Source organism: Streptomyces sp. NPDC046931 (assembly GCF_040644655.1).
GTDB lineage: Bacteria > Actinomycetota > Actinomycetes > Streptomycetales > Streptomycetaceae > Streptomyces.
This window is the reverse complement of the sequence record NZ_JBEYWX010000008.1, coordinates 179,668-205,096: the sequence shown is the minus strand read 5'-3', so window position 1 is coordinate 205,096 and position 25,429 is coordinate 179,668. Positions and strand designations below refer to the sequence as shown.

General features: G+C 70.0%; 15 protein-coding genes and 1 pseudogene. 4 read left to right on the top strand and 12 right to left on the bottom strand.

Annotated features, from left to right (window positions below):
* Window positions 1-16: 16 nt before the first annotated feature.
* The 7 genes from ABZ876_RS17455 to ABZ876_RS17425 form a co-directional block, all read right to left on the bottom strand.
* The gene (locus ABZ876_RS17455) at window positions 17-1,900 is read right to left on the bottom strand and encodes a beta-galactosidase (protein WP_361781149.1); all 1,884 of its coding nucleotides are present in this window, start codon (window positions 1,898-1,900) and stop codon (window positions 17-19) included.
* Window positions 1,897-2,934: an alcohol dehydrogenase catalytic domain-containing protein gene (locus ABZ876_RS17450; protein WP_361781146.1), complete on the bottom strand. Its 1,038-nt coding sequence runs from the start codon at window positions 2,932-2,934 to the stop codon at window positions 1,897-1,899. Before ABZ876_RS17450 ends, ABZ876_RS17455 begins: the two co-directional genes overlap by 4 nt.
* Window positions 2,931-3,878: an inositol monophosphatase family protein gene (locus ABZ876_RS17445; protein ID WP_361781143.1), complete on the bottom strand. Its 948-nt coding sequence runs from the start codon at window positions 3,876-3,878 to the stop codon at window positions 2,931-2,933. The genes ABZ876_RS17450 and ABZ876_RS17445 overlap by 4 nt, the downstream gene beginning before the upstream one ends.
* Entirely contained in the window at window positions 3,875-5,140 is a 1,266-nt protein-coding gene (locus ABZ876_RS17440) for an aspartate aminotransferase family protein (RefSeq protein ID WP_361781140.1), read from the bottom strand. The genes ABZ876_RS17445 and ABZ876_RS17440 overlap by 4 nt, the downstream gene beginning before the upstream one ends.
* 242 nt (window positions 5,141-5,382) lie before the next feature.
* A complete protein-coding gene (locus ABZ876_RS17435) occupies window positions 5,383-5,994 on the bottom strand; it encodes a GPP34 family phosphoprotein (RefSeq protein WP_361781137.1) in 612 nt (203 codons plus the stop codon).
* Window positions 5,991-6,575, bottom strand: a complete 585-nt coding sequence (locus ABZ876_RS17430) for an HAD family phosphatase (RefSeq protein WP_361781338.1) — start codon at window positions 6,573-6,575, stop codon at window positions 5,991-5,993. Before ABZ876_RS17430 ends, ABZ876_RS17435 begins: the two co-directional genes overlap by 4 nt.
* 17 nt (window positions 6,576-6,592) lie before the next feature.
* Window positions 6,593-7,825, bottom strand: a complete 1,233-nt coding sequence (locus ABZ876_RS17425; protein WP_361781134.1) for an MFS transporter — start codon at window positions 7,823-7,825, stop codon at window positions 6,593-6,595.
* A gap of 158 nt (window positions 7,826-7,983) precedes the next feature.
* On the opposite strand from ABZ876_RS17425, the gene ABZ876_RS17420 reads away from it, so the two are divergent.
* Complete coding sequence (locus ABZ876_RS17420) at window positions 7,984-8,748, top strand: DeoR/GlpR family DNA-binding transcription regulator (protein ID WP_361781131.1); 765 nt, start codon at window positions 7,984-7,986, stop codon at window positions 8,746-8,748.
* Between the two features lie 103 nt (window positions 8,749-8,851).
* Here ABZ876_RS17420 and ABZ876_RS17415 read toward each other — a convergent pair whose 3' ends face one another.
* Window positions 8,852-9,274 (bottom strand): hypothetical protein, encoded by a 423-nt coding sequence (locus ABZ876_RS17415; RefSeq protein WP_361781128.1) that lies wholly within the window; start codon window positions 9,272-9,274, stop codon window positions 8,852-8,854.
* Between the two features lie 37 nt (window positions 9,275-9,311).
* On the opposite strand from ABZ876_RS17415, the pseudogene ABZ876_RS17410 reads away from it, so the two are divergent.
* Window positions 9,312-9,800: pseudogene (locus ABZ876_RS17410) on the top strand (integrase core domain-containing protein); the annotation flags it as partial.
* 5 nt (window positions 9,801-9,805) lie between these two features.
* Window positions 9,806-10,312: a hypothetical protein gene (locus ABZ876_RS17405; protein WP_361781125.1), complete on the top strand. Its 507-nt coding sequence runs from the start codon at window positions 9,806-9,808 to the stop codon at window positions 10,310-10,312.
* A gap of 154 nt (window positions 10,313-10,466) precedes the next feature.
* Here the strand turns inward: ABZ876_RS17405 and drmC are convergent, their stop codons facing one another.
* Genes drmC through drmA form a run of 3 tightly spaced genes read right to left on the bottom strand, consistent with a single transcriptional unit; the run spans window position 10,467 to window position 16,950 of the window.
* The gene (drmC, locus tag ABZ876_RS17400) at window positions 10,467-11,231 is read right to left on the bottom strand and encodes a DISARM system phospholipase D-like protein DrmC (protein ID WP_361781122.1); all 765 of its coding nucleotides are present in this window, start codon (window positions 11,229-11,231) and stop codon (window positions 10,467-10,469) included.
* Complete coding sequence (locus tag ABZ876_RS17395; protein ID WP_361781119.1) at window positions 11,228-13,123, bottom strand: DUF1998 domain-containing protein; 1,896 nt, start codon at window positions 13,121-13,123, stop codon at window positions 11,228-11,230. The genes drmC and ABZ876_RS17395 overlap by 4 nt, the downstream gene beginning before the upstream one ends.
* Window positions 13,120-16,950, bottom strand: a complete 3,831-nt coding sequence (gene drmA, locus ABZ876_RS17390; protein WP_361781116.1) for a DISARM system helicase DrmA — start codon at window positions 16,948-16,950, stop codon at window positions 13,120-13,122. Before drmA ends, ABZ876_RS17395 begins: the two co-directional genes overlap by 4 nt.
* A 182-nt stretch (window positions 16,951-17,132) precedes the next feature.
* Between drmA and ABZ876_RS17385 the strand changes: the two genes are divergently transcribed.
* Complete coding sequence (locus ABZ876_RS17385; RefSeq protein ID WP_361781113.1) at window positions 17,133-19,304, top strand: UvrD-helicase domain-containing protein; 2,172 nt, start codon at window positions 17,133-17,135, stop codon at window positions 19,302-19,304.
* 58 nt (window positions 19,305-19,362) lie between these two features.
* Here the strand turns inward: ABZ876_RS17385 and ABZ876_RS17380 are convergent, their stop codons facing one another.
* Window positions 19,363-25,221, bottom strand: a complete 5,859-nt coding sequence (locus tag ABZ876_RS17380; RefSeq protein WP_361781111.1) for an AAA domain-containing protein — start codon at window positions 25,219-25,221, stop codon at window positions 19,363-19,365.
* Window positions 25,222-25,429: the final 208 nt, after the last annotated feature.

Below are 25,429 nucleotides of genomic sequence, written 5' to 3'. Positions count from 1 at the left end.
CCCGCCGCCCGCGTTCTCAGGAGGCCGTCACGCGCAGCGCGTCGGCCTGCTCGCCGCCCCAGCTCAGGGTGACGGCGGCGGTGGCGGGTGCCGTGGGCGTCGCCAGCCAGCCCAGGAGTGTGTCGCCCTGGGAGACGGCCAGCGCCGCGGTCCCCGCGGGCAGCTCGACGGCCCAGTCGCCGTCGGCGCCGGTGACCCGGTCGTCCGCGCCGGTGGGGTTGAAGACGCCGATGAAGCGCGTGCCGTCGGGGGCCGTCCGGGTGATGGCAACGGCCCGCCGGTGGGCGGACGTCCAGCGGGGGGCGTCCGTGACCAGCCCGGCGACGAAGCCGGCGACGGCGCCGTGGGCGGCGACGCCCGCGGCGACCGTGAGTTCGCCGGGTGCGGTGCTCGCGCCGGGGTGGCCCGCGCGGAGCACACCGAGAGTTTCGGCGGCGTCCTGGGCGGTCCGCTGCGGGACCTCGTCGAGCCAGCGCAGGCCGACCAGACAGTGGGTGTCGCGTAGCTGTTCGTGGACGGCCTCGGTGAGTTCCCGAAGGACGGTCCTGCCCTCCCGCTGCCACGCGCCCGCCTCCGCCAGGGCGCGGTCGACGAGCAGGTCCGCGTCGCGGTCGAGTCGGCTGCCGGCCAGGGCGGCGCCATGGCGTTCCAGGAACCGGGCGAGCAGTCGCAGGCTCTCGCTGGTCGGGTTGTGGTCGCCGGCCTCCGTGAGGGGCGCTCCGGGGCAGTACGGCGGGGCGTGCAGGGCGGGGTCGACGCCTTCGGAGCGCAGCCCGTCCGGGTCCATGTCGATCAGCTCGCCCCAGGTGCCCGCCGCGCAGGCGGTGTAGACGCTGACGGTGGTGGATCCGAGCGTCAGGGCCAGCAGGGCGTTGAACAGAGGCGTGCGCGGACCGGCGAAGGTGTCGTCGTCCCAGGTGAAGCCCCAGTTGGCCTCGAGCACATCGGTGTCGCCGAGCAGGATCTCGCCGAGGTGCGTGGCGAAGGCCTCCGGGCTCTGCGCCGGGTTGCCCACCCACTCGGTGTGGCCGATCAGGTGCCGGGAGCCCTTGAGGGCGCGGTGGCGGGCGGCCCAGGCGTCGATGGTGGCGTCCGGTCCCGTGGCGCGGGCCAGGGGTACGTTGGCCACACGGGCGGGGCCCGCGGGGAACAGGTCGGAGATCCAGTCCCACAGGCCGGCGATGGCCTCGCCGGACCAGCGCGCCCACAACAGCCGCAGTCCACTGGGCCAGTCGGCGAGGTCGTCGCCGGTGCGCGCGGCCTCGTCGGCCAGTCCGCGGGCGGACAGCCAGCGGGCGAACTCCTCGCGGGCCGCCGGGGAGGCGTCCTGGGCGTCGATGGCGATGTGCACGTCGCCGGACATGCCCTCGTTGCCGAGCTGGAGCGCGACGACGGGACCCCGGGGGGCGGCCGTGGGGGACACGACCTGCTCGGCCACCGCCTGCAGCCAGGCGGCGACCTCCTCCTTGACGGCCGGGTCGTGGAGGCTGGGCAACGGCTTGGCCTGGGAGGTGAGCAGGTCGCCGTTCAGCCCCCGGTAGGGCGTGTGGCCCGGGCCGCACAACCGGTCGGGGAGCCCGCCGAGCTGTACTTCCGCGTGGATGAAGGGGCCGGGCTTGACCAGGACGGCCAGACCGGCCTCGGCGGCGAGGCCGATCAGCCCGACGACGTCGCGCTGGGGGTCGGTCTTGCCGTGGAAGTCGAACGCGCGCTGTTCGCCGTCACCCGTCTCGTGGAACCGCCAGGGCAGGTAGAACGAGACGACGTCGACGCCAAGGGACCGCAACTCCCTCAGGTTCCCGCCCCAGTTGCCCGGGTCGGCCCGGTAGTAGGGGTACTCGCCGATGACGACGGGGCGGTCGGTGCCGGGTATCAGGGCCGTGTTCAACCGGGTGTTCACGAGGTGCTCCCGTCGTGGTCCGGGACGAGGACGACCTTCAGGGCGGCGTAGTCGGCGCCAGGTACGGCGGCGAGGGCCTTGAAGGCCTCGGCGTGATCTTCCAGCGGGAAGCGGTGGGTGATCAGCCGTTCCAGCGGGATTGAGCGGGCCAGCTCCACTGCCTTGGGGAAGATCATGCTGTTGTAGTCGCCGGCACCGATGATCTGCAGTCCGCGCTGGAGGATCTCCAGCGGGCGCACGGCCGCGGTGGCGTTGCTGTTGAATCCCATGACGACGACCCGGCCGCGCTGGACGGCGTAACCGAGGCTCTGCTCGAGGAGGTTGCCCACGGAGTCGACGACCAGGTGCGCGCGGTGGGTGAGCTCCACGTCGTCCGGGGCGTGGACGCTGATCCGGCCCTCGAACTCGGGGGCGGCGAAGATCTCCCGGTCGAGTGACTGGCGGACCGGGTCGGGCTCGACGACCAGGACCCGGGCGCCGTAGCGGGCGGCGGCCATGGCGGTGACGGCGCCCATCGGCCCGCCACCGACGATCACCGCGATCTCGCCGGGCTGCAGCCGGCCGGCCTCGATGTTGTTGAGGGCGCAGGCGAGCGGTTCGACGACGACCGCCCGGTCGAAGCTCATCCCGTCGGGAATCGCGTGGCAGAACAGCTCGGGCAGGCGCATGAACTCGGCGAAGGAGCCGTCGTAGTCGAGCCCGACCTCGGTTCCGGCCTTGTTGCTGCAGAAGTTCCAGTGCCCCTCAAGGCAGGTGGCGCAGCTACCGCAGTACAGGGTCGGGTTGACGATGATCCGGTCACCGGGTGCGAAGCGGGTCACGCCGGGGCCCGTGGCCTCGACGACACCGACGGCCTCGTGTCCCATCACGACCCCCGGCTCGGCGGGGAACTTGCCGACGAGCACACTGCGGTCGGTGCCGCAGATACCGCTCTGGACGATGCGGATGACGACGTCGGTCGCCTCGCGCGGTTCTGGCCTTGGCCGGTCGACCAGCTCCAAAGAGCGGTCCTCGGTCAGCGTGAGCGCCTTCATGCGTCCCCCTCGGCGGCCGCGCCACGGCCCAGTTCCCAGCGGATGGAGTCGAGCAGTTGCTTGTGCAGTTCGGGCGTCGCCGCGGCGATGCACGATTTCTGGTTGAGCGGCCGGAGGTCGACCAGCGAGGTCGGCCCCAGGTCGTCGCCGTAGGCGTCGGTGATCACGACACCGGCCTGCCGGGCGAGGTAGACCGCCGCGGCGATGTCGTACGGGAACAGGTGCAGGATCGAGCCGCGTCCGACGCGCAGGAACTCGGCCTCGGTGTCGGGGTGGTCGCGCAGGATCCGGTTGCCGATGTCGACGTAAGCGTCGAGCTGGCCGGTGATGATGCGGGAGATGGAGAAGCTGGCGCTGTTGAAGACGAACACGCCGCCGGTGTTGGCCGACTGGTCCACGAGGTGGGAGTAGGCCGCTTCCATCAGGTGCATGGGGTGGCCGTTGAACTCGATGGACCAGAACATCTTCGCGAGGTCCGTGGTCCGGCTCAGCCGCGGTACGGCGGTGGGGTGGCCGCCGCTGGAGAGACCCTCCGTGTCGTCACCGTAGATCCAGGCGCCGCTCTTGATCTCCAGCAGGCAGGCGGCTGTGACGTCGGCGAGGGTCGGCTTCCCGTCGCCGTAGGGGGCGGCCGCGATGGAGACAATGCCCATCTCCAGGCCGGCCGAGGTGGGGCGGGTGCCGTCGATGGGGTCGACGACCAGCAGGTACTGCGGGTCGGGGGCGAGTTCGACGAAGGCGCCATCCTCGGTATAGACGGCGACTGGCACCTCGGCGTGGTCGCGCAGATAGTCCAGGACGGCCTTCTCGGCCACCTCGTCGACGTCGAACTGGGCATCGCCGCCCGGGGAGTCACCGTGCACCTGGCGGGCCAGGCCCCGCTGGCCGTAGGCCAGCAGCTCGGCGCGGACGTGTTCACCGAGACCCTTGAGCAGCTTCTTCACTGGGCCAGCTCCGCCATGAACAGATTCTCCAGCTTGTCGCATATCTCCTGCGCCTGATCCATCGTCAGGATCAGCGGAGGACGGATCTTCAGAACGTTTCCGTAGCCGTAGCGCGAGGTGCGCAGGATCAGGCCGTGCTCCATGGCCGCGCTCGCCAGGTGGTTGGTGAGCTTGACGGCCGGCTTGCCGTCGGGCTCACACATCTCGAAGCCGATCATCAGACCGACACCGCGGACATCGCCGATGGCCGGGTAGCGCAGCTGCATATGGCGCAGCCGCTCCAGAATGTAATCACCAGTGTTCCTGACATTCGCAAGGAATGCGGGCTGCCGGACGATATCGAGAGTGACGTTCGCGGCGGCGGCGGCAAGCAGGTTGGAGCCGTAGGTGAACGAGTGGTGATGCGCGGGAAGTCCGGAAAGGCGGTCGTTCGTGAGAATCGCGGCCACCTGCGCGCCGGAACCACCGAGACCCTTCGCCGTGGTGATGGCGTCCGGCTCGACATCGAAATGCTGGGCCGCGAACATGTGGCCGGTGCGGCCAATGCCTGTCTGGATTTCGTCGAAGATGAGAGCGATATCCTGCTCGTCGCAGAAGGCCCGGAGCCTCTGCATGTATCCGTCCGGGGGCACGATGTTTCCACCGTTTCCGGAGATCGGCTCGATCAGGACGGCCGCGACCCGGCCGCTGCTCGCGTACTCGATGAAGTCGTCCATGCGGTCGACGCACATCAGGCCGCACGTTTCCTTCTGCTGCCCGTAGAAGCAACGGAAGCAGTACGGGTCGGGAACCTGCATGCTGCCCGGAAGAAGCGGGAAGGGCTCGCGCCGGAACGCGTTGCCTGACATCGATGCCATCATCATCGTCTGTCCCACGTGGCTGCGGAACAGCGTGATGACCTCGGTCTTTCCGGTGGCGTGCTGCGCCATCTTGATGGCGCCCTCGTTGGCGGACGACCCGCCGGAGACCTTGGGGTGGACCCGGGTCAGATTGGCCGGCGAGGTCTCCACAAGCCGCTGCACGAGTCCGTTGACCGGGTCGCTCTGGTACGAGGACGTGAGATGGACCACCTTGTCGAGCTGGTCCTTCATCGCCGCGATCACGGCCGGGTGGGAGTACCCAAGGCTGAGGTTGAACGTGGCCGAGGCGCAGTCGAGGTACTGCCTGCCGTCGGAGTCGTACAGATAGACACCTTCACCTCGTTCCATCTTGAGCGCGCTGACGGGGTAATAGAGATGATCGGTCACTGTTTTGGTATCCATCGTTTCCCTCCGGGCAGACACACATCAAATGTCTGTTCAATCTCAAGCCGAGGAATTGTGCCGGCAGAGTCCGGCTACTGAACACAGCCGCACCATATGGAACGCGGCAAAAGGAGGTGGGACAGAGGGAAATCCGCTCGGGATTCGCTCAACGTGCCCACAACAAGAAGATCATATAGGGCCGCCCAGTGGCAAGGAGGGGAGAAAATCGGCCACCGATTCTCACCGCGGGAAGCGATTTCCTAACCCGGAAAAGCCAGAACGGCGGCGGATACGGCGATCGAGCGGCGCACCGCGGCCGAGGCCCGGCGCAGCGCATGGCCGGAATGCGGCGCACTGCGCTCCAATGCCGCCATGGCCTCGTCTGCCTGACGGGTCATCGTGTCGGGCGGGACCGATGGCCGCACCAAGTGGCCGCACCGGCCGGCGGCCAGCAGCACCGCGACCGCCAGGGCCGAGGCGTCCGAGACGTCGGGCCGTTCGGCGGCGCGGGCCACTCGCGCCCTCGCCTCGCCGACCCGCCGGCGCAGCGCACCGGGGGCGGCGGCGTGGGCACACTCCTCCTCGACGTGCCGCAGCGCGTCGGGGCCGAGCAACTCCATCCAGACCCAGGGTGCCCGTGCCCGACCGGCCCTGCTGACGCGGCCGAGCAGCTGGTCCTGCACCCCGCCACCCGTCGGGCCGCCGCCACACGGCACGACGCGATCGTCGGACAGCTCCAGTCGGCCCTCGCGGGCGAGTTCGAACAGCGCCGCTCCGACCACCGCGCGTCCGGCCTCGCTCCGGGACGACCAGGGCCAGCCCCCGTCGTCTCCCGGCCCGCACAGGGCCAGCAGGAGAGGGGTCGACGTCACCCGTCCGCTCCCTCCTCCAGGGCCGCGGCGAGGGCGCCGACGCCTGTGAACACATGGCCGTGCATGCCGACCTCACGGGCCGCCCGGACGTTGTCGGAGCGGTCGTCCACGAAGAGGATCTCCTGGGCGGACAGCCCAAGTTCACGGCTGCACCACTCGTAGGCCGCCGGTTCCGGTTTGGCGCTGCCGATCCGGCAGGACAGTCCGACCACGCTGAAGTGTCCGAGCCAGTCCTGGGTGGCCTCGTAGTGGGCGGCGAGCTCCTCGGGGATGTTGGAGAGAAGTCCGAGCCGCAGCCCCCGGCGGGCCACCTCGGCCAGGAAGTCCACACTCTCCTGGTCGATCTCGCTCCAGCTGGCCAGGTCGGCGGCGATCAGGTCGTCGACCTGGCCGCCGGTAAGCGACATGCCGAGCCGTTCACCCACGCCCTTCCAGTAGGCGGGGCCCTGGACATCACCGCGGTCGTACGGCGGGCGCAGTGACCAGTAGGCGTCCCAGAACCGTTCTCCGCTCACACCAGCTGTTCGTTCGATCAGAGCTTGCGACTGCGGAGACTGCACACGTGCCAGGACTCCGAACATATCGAAGAGGACGGCCTTCACGCCTGCACCTCCGAAGGGCTGGCGGCCCCAGCGGGGCCGGGGCTCGATGTGGGCAGCCCGTCGGGATCTGGGGCGTTCTTGCGCAGCCAGAGGCTGAGCAGCAGGCAGACGCCGGCCAGGGCCAGCAGGACAAGTGGGAGCGCCTTGACGGCCAGGCTGTCGATGACCACGCCGAGCAGCGGCGGGAAGGCGACGCCGCCGATCATCGATGCGGCCATCACATAGGCGCCGGCCGCGGCGACGCTCGGCACCGCCCGGTTCAGCCAGGGCAGGCAGGTGGGGAAGATCGGCGCGATGGCAAGGCCCACTCCGAAGTAGGCGTAGGGCGCCACCGAGGGAAGGGTCGCGAGCAGCAGGAATCCCGCCATGCCCATGCAGCACACTGTCAGGATCGCGGGTGCCGAGAAGCGCAGGCAGAGCGGGACCACGACGAAGCGGCCGATGGTCATGGCCGCCCAGTAGGCCGAGGTGGCCGTGGCGGCGGCGGCAGCGCCGTAGCCGACGGTCTCCAGGTGGGTGGGCTCCCATCCGCCGACCCCGGTCTCGATCGCCACGTGGAGCACGTAGATGCCGATGAACGCGGCGATGATCGGCGCGACACGCGCACCTGTGCCGGACGCCGTCTCGGTGACGGGCTCAGGATCCCGCGCGGCCACGCCGCCGAGGGTGAACAGGATGAGCACACAGACGACCGCGACGCCGACGAAGATGGCCGGATACTGCTCGGCGCCGAGCCATCCCACCAGAGCGGGCCCCGCGATGGCACCCACGCCGAAGTGGCCGTTGAGCACGTTGAGCATGGCGGTGCTGCGGCGGCCGAAAGCGCTGGCGAACAGCTGGTTGAGGCCGTAGTCGACGCCGCCGAAGCCGAGGCCGATGACAAAGGTTCCGGCGAGGGCCAGGGGCCAGTTGGGCGCGACGGCGAAGAGCACGGCTCCCAGCGCCATGAGGAGGTAGGAGGCGCCGAGCAGGACGCGGTGGCCCAGTCGCGCACAGAGCACGTGATAGACGAGCACGCCGACCACTGCGGCGGCGAAGTGTCCGCTCAGGCTGAGTCCGGCGACGCCGGGGCTGACACCGAAGTCCTTGCGCAACTGGGGGATCGCCGGACCGTACAGCGCCTGGAGGGCTCCGATCACCACGAAGGCCACGCATGACGCGACGATCGCCAGCGCGGTGAGCTGCCGTTGCGTGACCCCGGACGGATCGGGTCTGCGTGCGGTGGGCATCGAACTCCTCCAGGGATGGTTAGGCGGACATCTGACACACCAGAAAGCCCACATCACATGAGCGGCACGGCCCAATACTCCCACAGATCATGTGGTCTCGAACAGATCCTATGTTCAATCGATCAGAGCTTGTCCACACAGCCGATACCCTCGCTGACATGAACGTGATGGAGAGACACAACTTCGTGATCGAGCTGCTCATGCGGGAGAACCGCGCCACCGTCGCAGACCTCGCCCATGCGACGGGGGCGTCCGAGATGACGATCCGCCGTGACCTGGAAGTCCTGGAATCGCGCGGTGCCCTGCGCAGGGTGCGTGGGGGCGCGGTGAGCAACCTGCCGGGCGGGGTGGAGCCGCCGTACGCCATCCGCGCCATGTCGGGGATGGAGACGAAGGAGCGACTCGCGCGCACGGTTCTGTCGCTGCTGACGGACGGCGAGACGGTCGCCCTGGACACTGGTACGACCCTGGTGGCCGTGGCCAAGGCCATGGAGAACCGGCAGTTCACGGTCACCCCGCTGTCGCTGCACGCCGCCTTCGCCCTCTCGACGTACTCCGACATCCAGCTGCTGCTGCCCGGTGGCCAGATCCGGCCGGGAGAACTCTCCTTCCACGGCCACACACCCGCCGAAACCTTCAAGGAGCTGTGCTTCGACACCTTTGTCCTGGGCTGCTGCGGGGTGGACCCGGCCCACGGAGCCACCGCGTACAACCTCGACGACGTCCGGGTGAAGCGGGCGGCTATCGACGCGGCGCAACGGGTGATCTTGGTGGCCACGGCGGAGAAGCTCGGTCGCATGGCGCTCGGTCGTATCTGCTCAGTCGACGAGATCGCCCTTGTCGTCACGGACGCTGCCCCGGACAACCCGGTCGTGGAGGCGATGCGGGAGCGGGGCGTACAGGTGGTACACCCGCAGCCCTGAGCTGCCTGGAACGCTGTTCGGTATCGCGATCCACACGACCGTGCCGCCCACCCGGCCGTCGACGTCGCGGCTGCGCTGCCCGACGGAACCGGAGACCGGGGAGTCACTGCCGGGAAGCGACTGTGGTGTCACGCCGGGAAGGTCCGCAGGCGCTGCGCGAGCTGCGCGCGGTGTCTTCGGGCACGGCCTCGCTGACGAAGGTGGCGGCTCCCAGCTCACCGGCCGCCAGCCGTTTAGGCCGGTCCGGCCGGAAACGGTCGGAGATGATCTGCGCGTGCAGGTGGTTCGGATGCCGGTCTCGCCGGGCCGGTGCCTGTACCCATGTCGCTGTGTAAGGCAAGGCCTCTTCCGCGACGTCCTCGAAGCACCGCAGTACGTCGCGGTATACGCCGGCCAGTTCCGCCCGCTCAGCGGAGGCCAAGCCGGGAAGGCCGGGCATGTGCCCGCGGGCGTTGAGATGCACCTCGTACGGCCACCGGGCGGCGAACGGGGCGAAGGCCGCCCCGTGCTCCGACCGCAGCACCACACGTTCACCGGCGCGCTCCTCGGCAGCGAGCGCCTCGCAGAACAGGCAGCGCAGACGGATGCTGGGCGCGACTGCTCACCCGACCGCCTCCTGGGTGACCCAGGCCGCAAAAAATCTCGTCATGGACCTCGAGGACACCGGCTGTCGAGCCCTCTACCTGATCAGGGACCGGGACGGGAAGTTCCCCAAGCTGTTCGATGCGGTCCTCCAGGACGCTGGCATCGAGATCGTCCTCAGCGGCATCCGGATACCCCGCATGAATTCGATCACGGAGCGGTGGGTGCAAACCTGCCGCCGAGAAGTGCTGGACCGGACACTGATCTGGAACCAGCGCCATCTCCTTCACGCCCTGCGCGAGTTCGAGATTTTCTACAACGAGCACAGGCCGCACCAGGGCCTCGCGAATGCCCGTCCTCTGCGTCCGTTGCCCGAACCAATCGACGATCCGGAGCGGATCGCACGCCTCGACATACGACGACGCGCGAGGCTCGGCGGCACCCTGCACGAGTACGCGCATGCGGCTTGACCAGCGTGGATGAGGTATTCGGCAAGAGCAAGGCCAGCATTGCGGCAAGCACCGCGCAGCCCCAAACCCCCGAGCAGGCCCGAGCCCGCCAAGCTCTCAAGGAATGCGAGCGGCGTCTTGCCCGCTATCAGGCCGCCCTCGACTTGGGAGCCGCCCCAGCCGTCGTCACCCAGTGGATCAACGACGCACAACGAGACAGGGAAGCGGCACAGAAGAAGCTCGACGCACTGCCCAGCGTCAACCGGAAGAAGGAACCACCCCTCACGGCCGATCAGATCCGGGAGATTACTGAGAGACTCGGAGACATCGCTCAACGTATCCAAGCCGACGACGCTGACAAGAAGGAACCCCTCTACGACGCCCTGGGCATCACGATCACATGCGACAACGCAACAAGGACCGCGACCGTTAGGTCGAGGCCCTCGCTTGCGTTTCGTTATAAGGAGTGTCCGAGGGGCGAGTTGACGGCTGACGATACGGTCTTGGTGGCGCAAGGGAGGGTCCACCTCTGACGAGGTGTGATGCTTCATCGCCACGGCCAACGGCGTGTCACCAGGGCGGGCAGATGTATCGCCAGCAGAGGAAGAACCTCCTCGTCTCGTACTCGTCGAAGAAACTTGGCTTCTTCTGAGTGCCCAAAGAACTGAGCCAGAGGTTCTCGGCCGTTCAGTGCTGAAGAGGCTCCAGTACGCCCAGGCGTTGCAACTCCGCAATGTGTTCGGCTGCACGTCGGGGTGCTTCCCCGCCGGTGACCAGCACACCGGCTTCGATGTTGCGCCTTGCGGCGGACTCGGTCAGGTTGGCGCTGCCTAGGAAGAGGGTGTGACGATCGGCGACGGCGAGCTTGGCGTGCTGACGGGAGCGGGTCTGCTGGGCCGGGTTCCGGGCCCAGGTCCATAGCTTCACCCCGGGCGCCGACGCGAACGCGTCGGCAGGCTCCTTCCCCGAGAGAAGTCCGCCGGCGCCGGCCAGGGTCTCGACCACGACGTGCGTCTGCACGCCTCTGTCCACGGCCTCTGTCAGGGCACGTATCAGGGCGGGGTAGGGACGAGCCGCGTACGTCATGGCCAGCAGTTCGTGCTCGGCCGCGTTGATGACCTCGATGAGCACCTGGGCGGTGGCACGGACGGGTACGGCAGGTGTGGAGGGACCACTCCACACCGTGCGGACCCGGACGGTGTCCCGGGCCTTCTGCCGGGCGGCGACGTAGCCGCGCAGATAGGCAGCCGCCTCGGCCGGCGGCACCGACTCCGACTCGATGGCGTCGCACAGTCGCGCCACGGCCTCGCCGGCCGCCGGCGTGGCCAGTGCAGTCAGGATCCGTTCCCGGGAGCGTGCCTGAGCGAGCAGCCCGACCAGATCCTTGGTGCGGGAGAGCCCGAGGGCCGCCACGGCGGCCTCGGCAGCGGCCTCGAACCCAGGTCGGCTCACGGCAGCAGACCGACCGGCGTCAGCACCGGTTCCTTGTCCCCGGCCAACGGGACGAGGAAACGACGGTCCAGGAACCGGTTGCCGCGTTCGCACGTCGTCTCCGAGACGAAGAGGCAGACGTGGCACGCGGCTCCGTGGAGGAAGTCGGCCGGATCGTGCGGAAGGCGCTCGGCGCAAAGCGGATCGGCCGAGCACTGACCGGCGTCGGTCAGGGCCCGGCGCACGATCCGGTCGAACTCGCGCTCCTCGGCGAGGGAGACCAAACCACCCAAGGTGCCCTCGGAGTCGGGGACCGCGGTGTATATGAGGATGCCCGTCCTCGGATTCTTCTCGTCTCCCGCGTATATACGCTCGGCGAGCGAGGCGGAGTTGTACCCGCATTCCAGGGCGATGGTGCGGATCAGCAGGTGGGAGAGGGTGTGCAGGGCGATGTACCGTGCTCCGGGCCAGCCGTAGTAGGGGTCGAAGTCACTCGTCTTGCGGTCTGACTTCCGGTTGGCCCGGAATCGTGCGTAGGCCTCTCTGTGTGCCTCCATCTGCGCGGACTTCTCCATACGGACGGCCCACTCCGCCATCAGACCGTCCCGTACGCGCAGGAAGATACCCTCGCCGCGGACCTCACTCGCCGGCACCCAGTTGCGGACTCCGCGGGACAGTTCGACTCGCGTGGCGATCTCCGGGGATTCCGGGTCAGGCGCGTCGAGCCGGGTGAAACCGATCAGCGCCCGTGCCTCGCGCAGCCGCTCGACCTGCCTGAGGTCGGCGAACAACTCGCTCAGACGGGCCGGCACCGGGACCTGCCGCAGCGCGAAGTCGTCACTGGGAGCAGGGAGGGGTCCGGAGAGCGCGTCCCATTCTGGCCCGAAGAGGTCGGCCTGAACGTCGGGCGCGGAGGGAGCCGGTCCGGCCGTTCCCTGTTTACGCGCCGCGATGGCCGCGACCGCGGCGTCGGCGTCGAACTCCTTCAGGAAGGCGAACTTCGGCATGCGCGCCATGAAGTCGAACTGGATCCGGTCCTCGATGAGTTCGAGGTCAGGCCAGTGGTCGTCGAGGAGCTTGTCGATGTCTCCGCCCTGGACCTTGGGCAGGGCCAGCGCGCTGAGAGTCAGCGGGAACCACTGGTTGGAGGCGCCCGCCACCATCAGGACGGGCTCCTGCGCGCAGCCGTTCGACTCGAAGGTGCCCAGGTGCGGGTGCCGCCCGCGGCATGAAGGCAGGTTGCGGCGACCCCGCTCCCCCATGGCTTCCCGGATGTTGCGCTTGACGCCGCAGGCGACGCACTCGATGGTGACGTTGGCGGCCTGGTTGCCGCCGTGGTCCTTCATGCGCAGCTTCGGACGTGGGGTCTTGCCGCAGGCCTGGCCGTGGTGGACGTACGCGGTGTACGGGAACTCGTCGAGATGCCCTGCGGTGCAGACCAGGGTGAAGCGGGCGGCCACGGCGAGTGGCTTGCCCCGCTTGCAGTCGTGGACGAACTTGGCCTCGTGCGGTGTCCGTGGGTTGGAGTTGAAGAACGCGAACTCTCCGGAGTCGACGGCCGCCAGCACGTTGCACGCGGTGCAGCGCAGCCACTGCGGGAAGGGCGTGACGGGCACGCCGACTCCCTGGGCCGCCCAGCCCTTCGGATCCGTGTCGGCGCCCTCGAGCCAGGGAGCGGCCCGCAACTGCTCGACCTGTCCGCGGCCGTAGCGCTGGAGGGACCGGTTGACCGCGGCGCGGAGGCGGGGCTCGTCGATGTCGTAGTCGGTGATCCCGGAATGGCTCCAGGAATCGATACCCCGGATGAGGACCGAGAAGTTCGGCAGGTCGACGAGGGCGCCGACACCGGCGGTGAACATGAGGTGGCTGGGCCGTACGGCACCGACCCTGCGGTTGCCGGCATGGGTGCTCATCGCTGTGCCTTCCTGGCCGTGTCGGCCGTGAGGGGCCCGTACTCGTCACTGTCCACGGTGGTCACCGTGTCGGGGTCGGCGTCGGAGTCGGTCGCGGGCGTGCCGAACGTCCAGTCGGGTCCGCCACCCGAGGCTTCTTCCAGGAACGCTCCGCCGCCGGGCAGGAGCAGGTTGATCTCGTTCTCCGTCTCACGCATCGACATGCCGACGGTCAGCTCGGTCCACCGGGATCCATCGGCCCGTCTGAGCAGTCCGTTCACGACGGTCGTCTTGTGCTTCTCCTTGCGGTAGCCGAGCGCTGAGCTGCTCTCGTCGCGCTTGCGGCGCCATTCGTCCTTCAGCCGGTCCAGCCGTTCGCTCAGGTACTGGCGCGGCCGGTCGCCGCCCACCCGTTCGGCGCGTTCCAGAAGCCGCCGTTCGATGTCCTGCGCGAGCGGACCGTCGAGGTCGACGTGGTGGGCGTCGAGGTTGCGGGAGGTGTCGTAGGCCGCATGCCGCAGCGCGGCGACGTAGGTGGCGGCGACGCCCCGGTCGAGTGCGCGGCGGGTGTACGGGGTGACGGAGAGGGCCTCCACCTGACGGTAGAACGTCGCGTGGTAGTGCTCGAAGTCCTCGTAGTGCGCGAGGTCGCGGGGCCGCGACCAGTTGTAGAGGGTCACCACCAGACCTGGGCGCCTGGCGTCACGGCCGACCCGGGAGGACGCCTGGATGTACTCGGCGGTGTTCTTGGGCTGGCCGACGACCAGCATGAGGCCGAAGCGGGAGACGTCGACACCGACCTGCAGCATGGAGGTGGCGAGGACCACGTCGACGGCCTGCCGGACGGTCGGTGTCATGGAGGCGCGGGGCTCTCGCTTCTCCTTCATGGCGGCCGCGTACTCGCGGATGAAGGCGCGCCGTCGCACCGATGTGTCACGCTCGGGGTCGAACTCGATCTCCAGCCGCTTCAGGGCGGCTCCGATGTCCGCCGAGGAGATACGGGAGGTCAGCTCCTGAATGCTGAGCATCCCCGTTCTGCTCACGATGCGGTCCGAGAGCGTGTCCTGGCCCTTGCGGCTGCCGTTGGCACGCACCCGGGTGGTGATGTCGTCGTCCATGTACCTGCGCATACCGGCGAGTTCGCGGGTCGCGTTGAAGTACCCGACGAGCGTCATGTACGGGTCCGCGGGGCTGCCGTAGTCGTCGAAGAGCTGCTGTCCGGCGAGCAGCAGGATCTCCGCGACGCGGATCTCGGCGGCTTTCAGTCGCGTGCCGTGCGCGCACACTCCGAGGTAGCGACGGCCCGGGTTCTCCCGGCTCAGTTCCACCTGCCGGGAGAAGAAGGTGTCGCCGACGTCCAGCACCTGGGGCGGGAAGACGGCGACCTCGCGGCCGAAGACACCGCGCACCTGGTCGGCGGCACGCTTGGTGGTCGCGGTGGACGCGACGATCTTGGGGCCGGTCTCCTGACGTCGTCCGTGGGCGTCGGTGAAGCTCCACGTGCACAACTGGTCGACGGCGCCTTCGAAGAGTCCCACGGTGGTGCCGAGTGCCCCGGATATCAAGTGCAGCTCGTCCTGGATGATCAGGTCCGGGGGCCGCAGGCGGGTGACGGGCTGGGCGGTGACGCCGGGCAGGGCGCCCCGGGCGTTGTGCCGGCCGCCGCAGCCGGTCTTGGCGTCCAGGTCGTCGTGCCGGTACCCGTGGCGGGGGCAGAGCTCGGTGACCCTGCCGAACAGCAGGCCCGCGTAGCCGTTCCACGGGAGCTGGGCGAACTTGTCGACCGTGGCGATCAGCAGCGAGGGCGCCAGCCGGTAGATCTCCTCGTCGACGGTGAGGACCGGAATACCCTCCCCGAGCGATTCGCGACGGGAGAAGGGGCAGCAGTCCTCTCCCTCCCCGCGCGGACAGTACAGCAGGATGCGACGGCGGCCTTCGTCGTACTCCATGTTCGAGCGGGCCGTCAGTCCGCTGCCGCACCAGGGGCAGGTGAGGACCTGAAGGACGCGGGCGTGCTTGTCGCTGGCGCTCTCCTTGGCCTCCGCGATCTGTTCCTTCGCCTCGTCGAACCAGTTCGGCGAGACGGAGGTGCCCACCCAGAGTCCGATGCGGAAGGGTGTGGAGCCCCAGCGCCGGTCCCGTGCGAACTCCGCGCGGCGCAGCACCTCGCAGGCGCTCACCAGGGCGGCGGCGCGCTGGAACTGCTGGGCGGTCAGCAGCCGCAGGGTGTAGCGCATGAGCACGCCCACTCCTGCCTCGCCGCTGCGGGCCTCGGTTCCCGAGCCGATCGTCCCCTGCAGGCGTCTGAGCGCGAAGGTGTAGGCGGCCAGGCCCAGATACGCCTCGGTCTTGCCGCCGCCGGTCGGGAAGAAGAGCAGATCGACGAGGGCTGCGCGGCCGGTGCCTCGGTGCGGGTGTCCGGGCTGGGTGAGGGAGGCGATGTTCAACAACACGAAGGCGAGCTGGAACGGGCGCCAGCTGGCTGCCGCCTTGCCCTTGGCGTGGACCTCCTCCTGGGCCTCACGGTAGGAGAGGGGGTCGTTCTCGCGGCCGGCACGGGCGGCCGCGACGGCGGTGTTGCGTCGCTGCAGGGCCATGGCCCGGTTGGCGAACCGGAAGGCCGCCAGGGCCGTTTCGTCGGCCAGGAGCCGGTCGATGCCGAGGGTGATGCGGTCACAGACCTCGAGTGCCTGCTCGATCGCGACCTCGGCCGATTCCCGCAGGTCGCCGCGGAGTGAGCGGGCTGCCCGGCGCTGCTGTTCCAGCCAGGCGCCGTACCCGTCGGCCAGCGGAGCGAGGGCCGCGCCGAGATCGGACCGGCGGTCGGGCACGGCGAGCGCGGCCAGTTCGTCCATGCCCAACTCCAGCCCCTGGAGCAGGTCCTGCTCCTCGAGTGCCGGCGCGGTCGTGGCCCTCACGTCGTACTCGGGCAGCCAGACGGTGGTCAGGCGATGGGCGTTGCGTTCGCCACCACGGATGTGCGCGTGCACGGCCACGTTGCGGCCCTTGGCGTGGCTGAGGCTGTCCCGGTAGAGGAGGCGCAGCCGCCGCTCCTCGGGGTCCTCGGGCACCTTGCCGGGACCGGCCGCGTCGAGTGGATCGTCCACCGGCAGGAAGACCGCGGCCTGGTCGTCGGGGAAGGCGGTGACGTCGATCTCGGTCTGGAAGAGCCAGTGGGCGTCGCGTGCGTCCCGGCTGTCCGGCTGCCGGTTCACCAGGGCCAGCTCGACTATGCGCAGGTCATCGGCATCCGTCCGGCCAGTGTGCCGGCGTACCTGCACGTCGAGGACGACGGCTTCGCCGTCGAGTTCGACGGCCCGGTCACTCCCGCCCGTCACATCGATGTCCACCAGGTGCTCGACGGGCTCACGGGACCAGACCCTACGGGTCGTCCCCCGCTCGGTGCCCTCCTCCGACTGCGTGTACCGCCCCCAGCGGACCACGGCGCTGAGCGTGCCGACGGAGGCCGGGACAGTGAAGGACAGCCCCATGGACGACGCCCAGATGTGCCCGGCGGCCTGCGGGCTCAGCCGGTCCTGCAGGGCGCTGTCGTCACCTTCCTGCTCGTCGCCCGACTCGCCGTCCGCGCTCTGTGCCGCGGCCCGGGCGATCCGTTCCGTGGTGACGGCCTGGGGGCGGGGACCGAGCATGCCGACCAGGTAACGGTCGCGCGGACCGGAGGAGGCGCTCGGCAGGGTCTCCGTCTCGCCGTCCCAGGGGCCCAGCAGGTCCCGGCGGATGTAGGTCACGAGTGCGTCCCGGACCGCGTAAGAGTCCCCCGCCCGGAACGTCTGGGGAACTTCATCGAGCGGATGTGGGACAGCGGCCTGGGCAGGCTGGGCCGGCATGGGGTGGGTCCTTTCGGACAGGTCCGTTGGGATTCGGGCGTGCGCCGATGGTGTGACGACGTCAGAAATATAGATTGTTGACTGAGTTCACACAATGATTCCCGGACGCTCCGTCGCCCGGCATCCCGATCAGTCTTTAGTCTGGTGCTCGCCCACCGCCCGCCCGTGACCCGAGGACGCCCATGCCCCGTCTCGCCCTCTCCGACGACTTCGTCGCGGATCTGATCTCGTTGCAGAGACCGGTTCAGAAGGAGGTCAACGACGCGATCCAGATGTTCCGGGGCCTGACCGTGCCTCAACTGCACGCCAGCAAGGGAATGCACCTGGAGAAGCTCGAAGGAGCGCGCGACCCCCGGATCCGCACGATCCGGATCACCCGGTTCTACCGGGGGGTGCTCCTCGCCCCGGACGACGGAAGTGGGCTCTACACGCTGCTGCGGGTCGCACCGCACGACGAGGCGATCAACTGGGCCTGCAAGCGCGCCTACTCGGTCAACGGGGCCACCGGCGGACTGGAGGTCCGCAATGTCGAGGCGCTCGAACAGATGGAGACCTACTTCGAGACGAAGGCGGTCGAGACGCCGGAACGTCTGTTCACCCAGCACTCCGACACCGTGCTGCGCGATCTGGGCATCGACGAGCAGGTGCTGCGGCTGGCGCGGGTGTGCGTCACGGCGGACGACCTGACGGTCATGGCGCCGCCCATGATGCCCGCCGACCAGTACGAGGTGCTGGAGTACCTGGCGGCCGGCTACTCGCCCGAGGACGTCTGGGAGCAGCTGATCGCTCCACGCGGGCAGACGGTTCGCACGGCCGAGGACCGGCCGGCCGTCACGCTCAGCGAGGCGATCCTCAACACGCCCAACCGCATCGTGGAAGTCACCGGCCCCGGTGAGCTGGAACGCATCCTCACCGAGGATTTCACCCGCTGGCGCGTCTTCCTGCACCCCGCCCAGCGCCGGTACGCCTACCATCCCGGATTCAACGGACCGGCTCAGGTGACGGGCGGCCCGGGCACCGGCAAGACCGTCGTCGCGCTGCACCGGGTCCGGCATCTGCTGCGCGCCGGGCACGAGGGCGACCGGATCCTGCTCACCACCTTCACCAACGCCATGGCGGCCGCCCTGCGGGACAGCCTCGCCCTGCTGCTCGGCGACGCCGACGCCCACCTGCTCGACCGGGTCGACGTCACGACGGTGGACTCGCTGGCCGCCCGGGTGATACGTGAGGCGAGGGGCAGCTCGCCGAAGCCGTTGTCGGCTGCAGCCGAGAAGAGCGCCTGGACCCGTGCCGCCGCCCGCGAGGACCTGCCCTGGTCCGAGCGCTTCCTCTCCCAGGAGTTCCGGAGCGTCGTCCTGGCTCAGGGCCTGCGGACGCCCGAGGAGTACCTGCGCTGTGTGCGCAGGGGGCGCGGCACGCAGGTCGGGCGGGTCCAGCGGGCGCGGCTGTGGCGGGTGATGGAACGGTTCACGACGGACCTGACCGCGCGCGACTCGGCGACGTACACCATGCTGTGTGACCAGGCCGCCCGGATCCTGGCCGAGAAGGGGCCGCGCTACCGGCACGTCGTGGTGGACGAGGCACAGGACCTGCACCCGGCCCAGTGGCGGGTACTGCGCGCCTGCGTCGCCGAACAGGCCGACGACCTGTTCCTCGTGGGTGATCCTCACCAGCGCATCTACGACTCGCGGGTCTCGCTTCGCTCGCTGGGTGTCCACGTGCGTGGGCGCACGTCCCGCCTGCGCATCAACTACCGCAGTACCGAGGAGATCCTGCGCTGGTCGGCATCGCTCCTGGACGGTCAGCCGGTGGGCCGGCTCGGTGAGGACGACGACGATGAGGGCGGCCGTGACTCGCTGCACGGCTACCGGTCCGAGCTGCACGGCCGCGTTCCGGTGGCCCGGGGCCATGCCAGTCAGGACGACGAGCTGCGGGCGCTGGTGGAGCAGATCCGGGTCTGGGTGAACCAGGACGGCGTGAGGCCGTCCGAGGTGGCGGTGTGCGCCCGGTTCAACACGCTGGTCGACGCGGTCATCACGCGTCTGCGCCGGGAGGGCGTACCGGCGGTCGCGGTCAGGGACGACCCGGCCCCGGAGGTGTCGGGTGTGCGCGTGGCGACGATGCACGCGATGAAGGGACTGGAGTTCCGCTGCGTGGCCGTCGTGGGCGTGACGTCGGGCGTGCTCCCCTTCGCTCCGCAGGTGACGCCCGCCGACGAGGACCCCGTACAGCACCGTTCCGATCTGCTGGCCGAGCACTGCCTGCTCTTCGTCGCCTGCACGCGGGCGCGTGACGCACTGGCCATCTCCTGGAGCGGTCAGCGCAGCCGCCTGCTGGACCCGGTCGCCGGCTGAGACACGCGCGGCCCTGTCACCTGTGCGGTACGTGTGACAGGGCCGACGGTCGAAGGGCTCAGGCTCTTATCTCCCGGACGACGACCGTGCGCTTCTTGCCCTGGGACGCGTCGTACGAGATCTCACGTCCGGCAGGCTGCCACATCAGCGCATGGCCGAGAGGCGACGACGGAGAGACGATGTCCGCCTCCGCGGTGGGCAGTTCGGCGACCGTGTACAGGGTGTCCTCGTCGATGTCACCGTCGAACTCCAGGATCAGCAGCGCGCCGGGAATCACCACGTCCGGGACGGTGGGCTCCCGCCCGATGCCGACGGAGTCGAGGAACGTTCGCAGGTAGGTGAGACGCTTCGTGCGCCGGTCGCGCCGGTCGGCCTGGGCCTTCCTGAGGAAGACGAGCTGGGCCGCGTCCGTCCCGTCGGGTGTCTCGTCGGCTGCGTCGAGCGCCGCCTGCAACTGCTGCACCTCCCGCACGAGTCGCTGGAAGGCCGCGGCGGGGATCTGCCGGACCGGCAGTGAGCCTCGCGTGCCCGGGTCCGGTGCCACGCCGGGCTCCGCCGACAGGGCCGGGCCCTCGGAGGGTCCGGTGCCGACGCGGTTCTTTGAAGACACCACGGACGGCCTCGCCGGAGTCGGCATCACCTGCAGGGCCGGTCCGCGCAGCGACTCGCGCGGATCCACGGACGCTGGAACTGCCTCCACGGCGGCGGCTACGGTCACCGCGCCCATGCCGCCCGAGTCCTCGCTCGGCTCGCTCGCGCGCTCGGTCGCCACGCCTTCGTCGTCCGGCTCCGTCCCGCCGCGCCCGGTGTCGGCTGCGCTGCCCGACTGCTCCGTCTCCTCCCGCACCGGCTCGATGCCCAGCCGCTCCAGCTCGGCCCACAGGGGCGCCAGTGCCTGCTCACGGTCGAGGTGGAACCGGCTGCCCCGGACCCGGACGAACGTCCAGTCCACGCGTTCCAGGTCTCGCTGTCTGGCCGCCGCAGTGGAGGCGTCCTCGCCGTCGGCGAAGGCGTCACCGTCGCAGGCGACCGCGAGCCGGCGCGTACCGCCCTCCACCACCAGATCGAGGGTGTGGCGCCCCACCTTGTATCCCGGGCGGACCCGGTAACCACGAGCCGTCAGCTCCAGGTACACCTGCTGCTGGAACAGACTGTCGAACGCCTCGTGCCTGACGTCGGGCAGGACTTCACCCTCGACCGCGGCGGTGTCCTCCTCCGCGGGTCGGGTGAGGTGGTCGAGCCACCGTCGACGCAGGTCGTTCTCGTGGAACTGTTCGGCGCGCGCGCTGTGGAAGACCCATATCTGGTCCTGAGCGCGCGAGGCCGCCACGTTGATCCGCTGCTCGTAGGTCTTGCCGTTGAAGCCGCCGGGCACGGACCCGGCGCCCGTGGACGGTGAGTTGACGCAGGAGACGAACATGACGTGCCGCTCGTCGCCCTGGAAGTCCTCGGCGTCGCCGACCCGGATGCGCCGCTCCTCCCGCTGCTCGTAGTCGAGGCGGTCGGCCAGCAAGTTCTCCAGTTCTGCCAGGTGGCCCTTGCTGGCGCGGAGGCTGATGACCCCCATGGTCTTCCCGTCGTAGGCCGGGTCGGCGCAGCACCGCACGATGGCGTCGACGAGTGCCTCGGCCTCGGCGGGGTTGCACAGCCGGGAGTTGGCGCCGAGGGCTTCACCGTGCTCGACGTGCACGGTGCGCACCGGGGGCAGCCGGTCCGCACCGTACTGCCGCAGGGGCAGCAAGTCGCGGTTGTAGCAGAGGTGGTTGGAGAAGGAGATGATCTCCGGCATGCACCGGAAGTGCTCCTTGAGCATGAGCGTGCCGCGGCCCGCCGAGAGGGCTTCGGTGAGATCGAAGAAGCTGGAGTCGGGGCCGAACAGGCTGCGGACGTCCGGCTCCAGCGCGGTGAGCAGGCGGTCCCTGAGGTGGAAGTACTCGTCCTGCTTGAGGCCGACGTTGGACGGGCTGACCTGCTTGCTGTCGCCGACGACGACCATCCGGTCGGCGAGCCAGCTCAGCAGCATGGCCTCCAGGCCCGACTGGCTGGCCTCGTCGACGATGACGACGTCGAACATGCCGGGCCGGTCCATGGGCACCGTTTCGGCGACCTGGTGCAACGGCATGATCCAGGCCGGTACCGCCGTCTGCGCTTTGCGCAGGGCGGCCTGGGCGTCGCGACGGTAGCGGTGCTGGTATTTGCCCTTGATGCGCCGGGCGGCCTGCTGGTAGGCGCTCAGCGCGCGGGACTGGTCGCCGGTGAGCAGGCCGAGGCAGCGGTGCCAGGCGCGGGCGGCGGCGAGCCGGGCGAGCATGATACGGGCCTCGTCGTCCGCCTCCGTCAGCCGCTTGCGCAGGGCGCGTTCGGCCTCGGGGTCGGTCAGCCGCTCCATGCGCTCACGCCACGCGGACCAGGCCCAGGCCTCGGCGAGCGCGGGCAGCCGGGTGTCCCAGGCGGTGTCCTCGTGCGTGGCCGTGATGCGCTCGGCCAGAGCCGGGAACGCCTCGCGGACGCAGGTGAGGGCGGTGTCCTGTTCGGCCCGCAGCCTCGCGGCCTCACGCACCTCGGCCATCTCGTCGCTGAACGAACGGTAGCCGTCGGGGTTCCGATCGCTCACGGCGTCGAGGGCGCGCACGACCGCGGGCGCGGCACCGGGCCGGCCGCTCCAGACCCGCAGCAGTTCCTCGGTGTCCGCGATGATCTTGCGAGATCCTTCGGCCGCGCGCAGCGTTGTCGCCGCGCGCAGCAGGGTGCGCACGGCGTTCTCGACGGAGGCGTCGTGCCAGGTGGCGACGGCGAGCGCCGGTGACGTGGCCGCGGCGGTCAGGACGTCGGTACGCGCGGCGGCTACGGCGAGCAGCGCGTCGAGCACCTCCGCCTCCTGACGCAGCCGTGCGAGGCGCGGCCCGTGTCCGTGCCAGACGACGGCGGGAGTGCCCCACTCCGACTCCACCTGTGCCAGGCGCAGTTCGAGTCGGATGCGGGCGAGGACGACAGCCGCCGTCGGGACGTCCTCCGGAGTCCGTCCGTCGACCCGTACGGCGTCCACGAACGCGCCGACCGTCTTCGCCAGCTTGGAGCGCATGCCGAGAGGCCCGCGCAGCTTCTGGCCCTGACCGAGGCCGTCGTGCAGAGCAGTGGCCTGGGCGAGCGCCGTGGCCGGGTCGTACCGGTCCAGGCCGCTGACCATGGCCGTGCCCAGCGTGGCGAGCGAGGCGTCGACGGCGGCGAGGGCCTCGGAGACTGCGGCCCGCCGGCTGCGTGCCTGCCAGTCCTGGCCCTCGGTCACCTCTCTCAGCAGCACCGCGGCCCAGTCGCCGGCCGGAGCGGCGAGGGACGCGGCACGGGCACGGGCGGCGGAGAACGCGTCGAGCGCCGAGGACAGCCGCTGCTGTTCGGCCTCGCTCAGGCTCCGCACGGCCGCGTCGTACTCCGCGCACAGGGGATCCTGGCGCGCGGCGGCATGCGCGTCCTCGGCGGACCGCACGACCCGCACGGCCTCCTCGAAGTCACCGGGGCTCGGCAGCTCGGTGGGCCCGGGCACCTCGGCGGCCAGTGCCTGGTGGTCCGGGGTGTACGCGCGGGTGGCGTGCAGCAGGCGCAGGGCCTCGTCGGCGGTCAGGGCGGGTTGCTCCTGCGGGACGAGGCCGAGCCAGTCGTATCGTCCCTTCTCCGCGGTGAGGCGCTCGGCGATCTCCTGGAGGCTGCCGCTGTAGTCGCCGATCTCCGCCTCGAAGCGGTGGGTTTCCTGCTCGCGCAGCACCGCGAGGTCGCGCAGCATGGCCTGCTGAGCTGCGCGGGCTTTGGCGAGTCGGGACTGAAGCGCCTTGACCGCCTTCCAGGAGGCCTTCTCGTCGTAGCCGGCGTACTCGCTGAGGATCTTGTGCACGGACGCCTCCAGCTCGCGCTGGGCGGCGGCGCCGTCCTCGGTGCGGCTCACGCACAGGTCGCGCACGGACTCCGGGAGCTTGTCCCGCAGCACGCGCAGGGCACGCGGGGTGTGGCTCGTGATGAGGACCCGCTTGCCCTGGGCCAGCAGGTCCGTGACCAGATTGGCGATGGTGTGCGTCTTGCCGGTGCCGGGCGGACCCTGGACGACGACGAGCCGGTTGGCGCGCAGGCGTTCGGCGATCGTGCGCTGCTCCTCGTTGGCGGGCAGGGCGAAGTACATCTCGTCGCTGTCGGTCGCGGTCCCGCCCTCCGCCGCCGCGAGGTCGGCCGCGGTGAGCGCGCCGTCGCGGCCCGCGATGTAGCTGAGCAGTTCGGTGGGCGGGGTGCCCGCGTCGATCTGCCGGGCGATGGCCTTGAGCGCGTCCATGGTCGAGCGGCGGCTGCGTTCACGCAGGACGAGTGCGGGGGTGAGTCCCACCTGCGGAACGTCGAGGCTGCGCGGCTTGGCGCGCTCCACGGTCGGTGCGTAGCCGCCGGCACTGTGCGCGGCGTTGACCCAGCTGCGCAGGGCGGTGTGCACGGCGTCGAGGTGTTCGGGGTCCGTCACGTCCGAGGCGTCTTCCAGTACCTCGACGATCTTCTCCCGCACGGGACCCGGCACGTGCTGGGCGCCTTCGAGCATGCCCTCTTCGAGTTCCAGTCCGGTGCCGGTCGGATCGGGGGCGGCGGTGAGCGTGCCGGTGGACGGATCGAGCCGGAGGGTGGCCCGGTGGGTGACGAGGTGTCGTTCCACCCGCTGCCCCGCGAGCGTCTGCCAGGTCAGACGGCCGAGACCGAGCACGAGCTCGTAGGCCTCACCGAGGTTGGCGGCGTCCTCGTGCATCTTGTGCAGCCGGTCGTACAGCCTGACGACGGGGTCGATCGCGCGGCGCCGCTCCGCCCACGCAAGCCATTCCTGTTCCCAGGCGGCGTACAGCTTCTCGATCTTCTCCCGCTGGGGGTGCTCGTCCAACTCGTGGTAGGTCTTGTCGAGCGGGATGCCCTGCGACCAGTCGGGGAACTCCGGTTCGATGCGCCGGCGCAGGTGTGGGGCGCGGGTCTGCTTGAAGTCTCGGATGCGGTTCTCGTCCACCCAGGGGGCGAGCAGAGCCTTGGGGTGCGGCGCGTCCTCGCGCTCGGGGCGGGTGACGGTCAGCCAGGCCGGCTCGTCGGTGCCGAGCATGCCGTCGATCATCACCTCGACACCGTCGTCGTCGGGCAGTTCGTCGAACCACACGGTGCCGGCCGCTCCGTCCAGCGTGCGCACGGGGCGCGTCTTCGATTCCTCCGCCTCGGCGAGGAAGCGGAAGATCTGCCGCACGCGTGCGGCGTCGAGCTCGTCGCCGGAGAGTTGAGGCGCGGGTGACGGCGTGACCCGGCGTCCCGGGCCGGCCGGCTGGGCGGGGACGGCGTCGAGCGCGGCGCGGGCGCTGTGCTGCTGCCCGGGTCGGCCGATGGGGACGCCGAGGCCGCCGCCGGGCTCGGTGTGGGTGCCGCTGTCTCGGGACAAGGACGCGGCGCCGGTGCCGAGGGCGGCCGGCACGGCGTTCGCGGCCGTGGTGAAGGTGACGCTCTCCCGGTCGTGCGCATTCCCGAAACGGACCTCGATGTCCAGGTCGTCGGCGGTTCCGGCCGGGATGCTGTAGGCCCACGTGGCGGAGAGCCTGCGTCCCGTGCGCAGGGTGCCCTCAAGCTCGTCGTCGAGCACGTCACCGCCGTGGTCGTGCACCTGACGGGCCGTCTTGCCGTACGGGCCGCCTCGCACCAGCAGGCTGATGCCGTCCACGGCGACGGGCCGCCCCGTGCCGTTGCTCAGGTGCAGGGTGCAGCGCACCAGGTCGTCACCCGGCCGGTACCCGTGGCTGTCGTCGGCGTCGGCCAGTACGTACGGCACGACATCGTCCACCCGTACGTACAGGCCGTCGTCGTATTGGTAGACGGAACCCACCGGCCGCAGACCGCCACCCGGCACACTCTCATCCTGACTCACACGCCCCACCCCACTGTGTGCTGAGGGCCAGCTCATGACCCGTTCCGTGACATCTCGCCCAGCCGCCTCAAGCCCCCAGAAGGCGCCCCCCGGCGCGCGGACTTGAGTGTGAACTGAGCACACGCGGCGAGCGTAGCAGCAAGCCTTGACAGCACACGCCACCTTGAGGCCCGTCGGGCCGCAAGCTCGACAGCGAGTGATCAAGCAG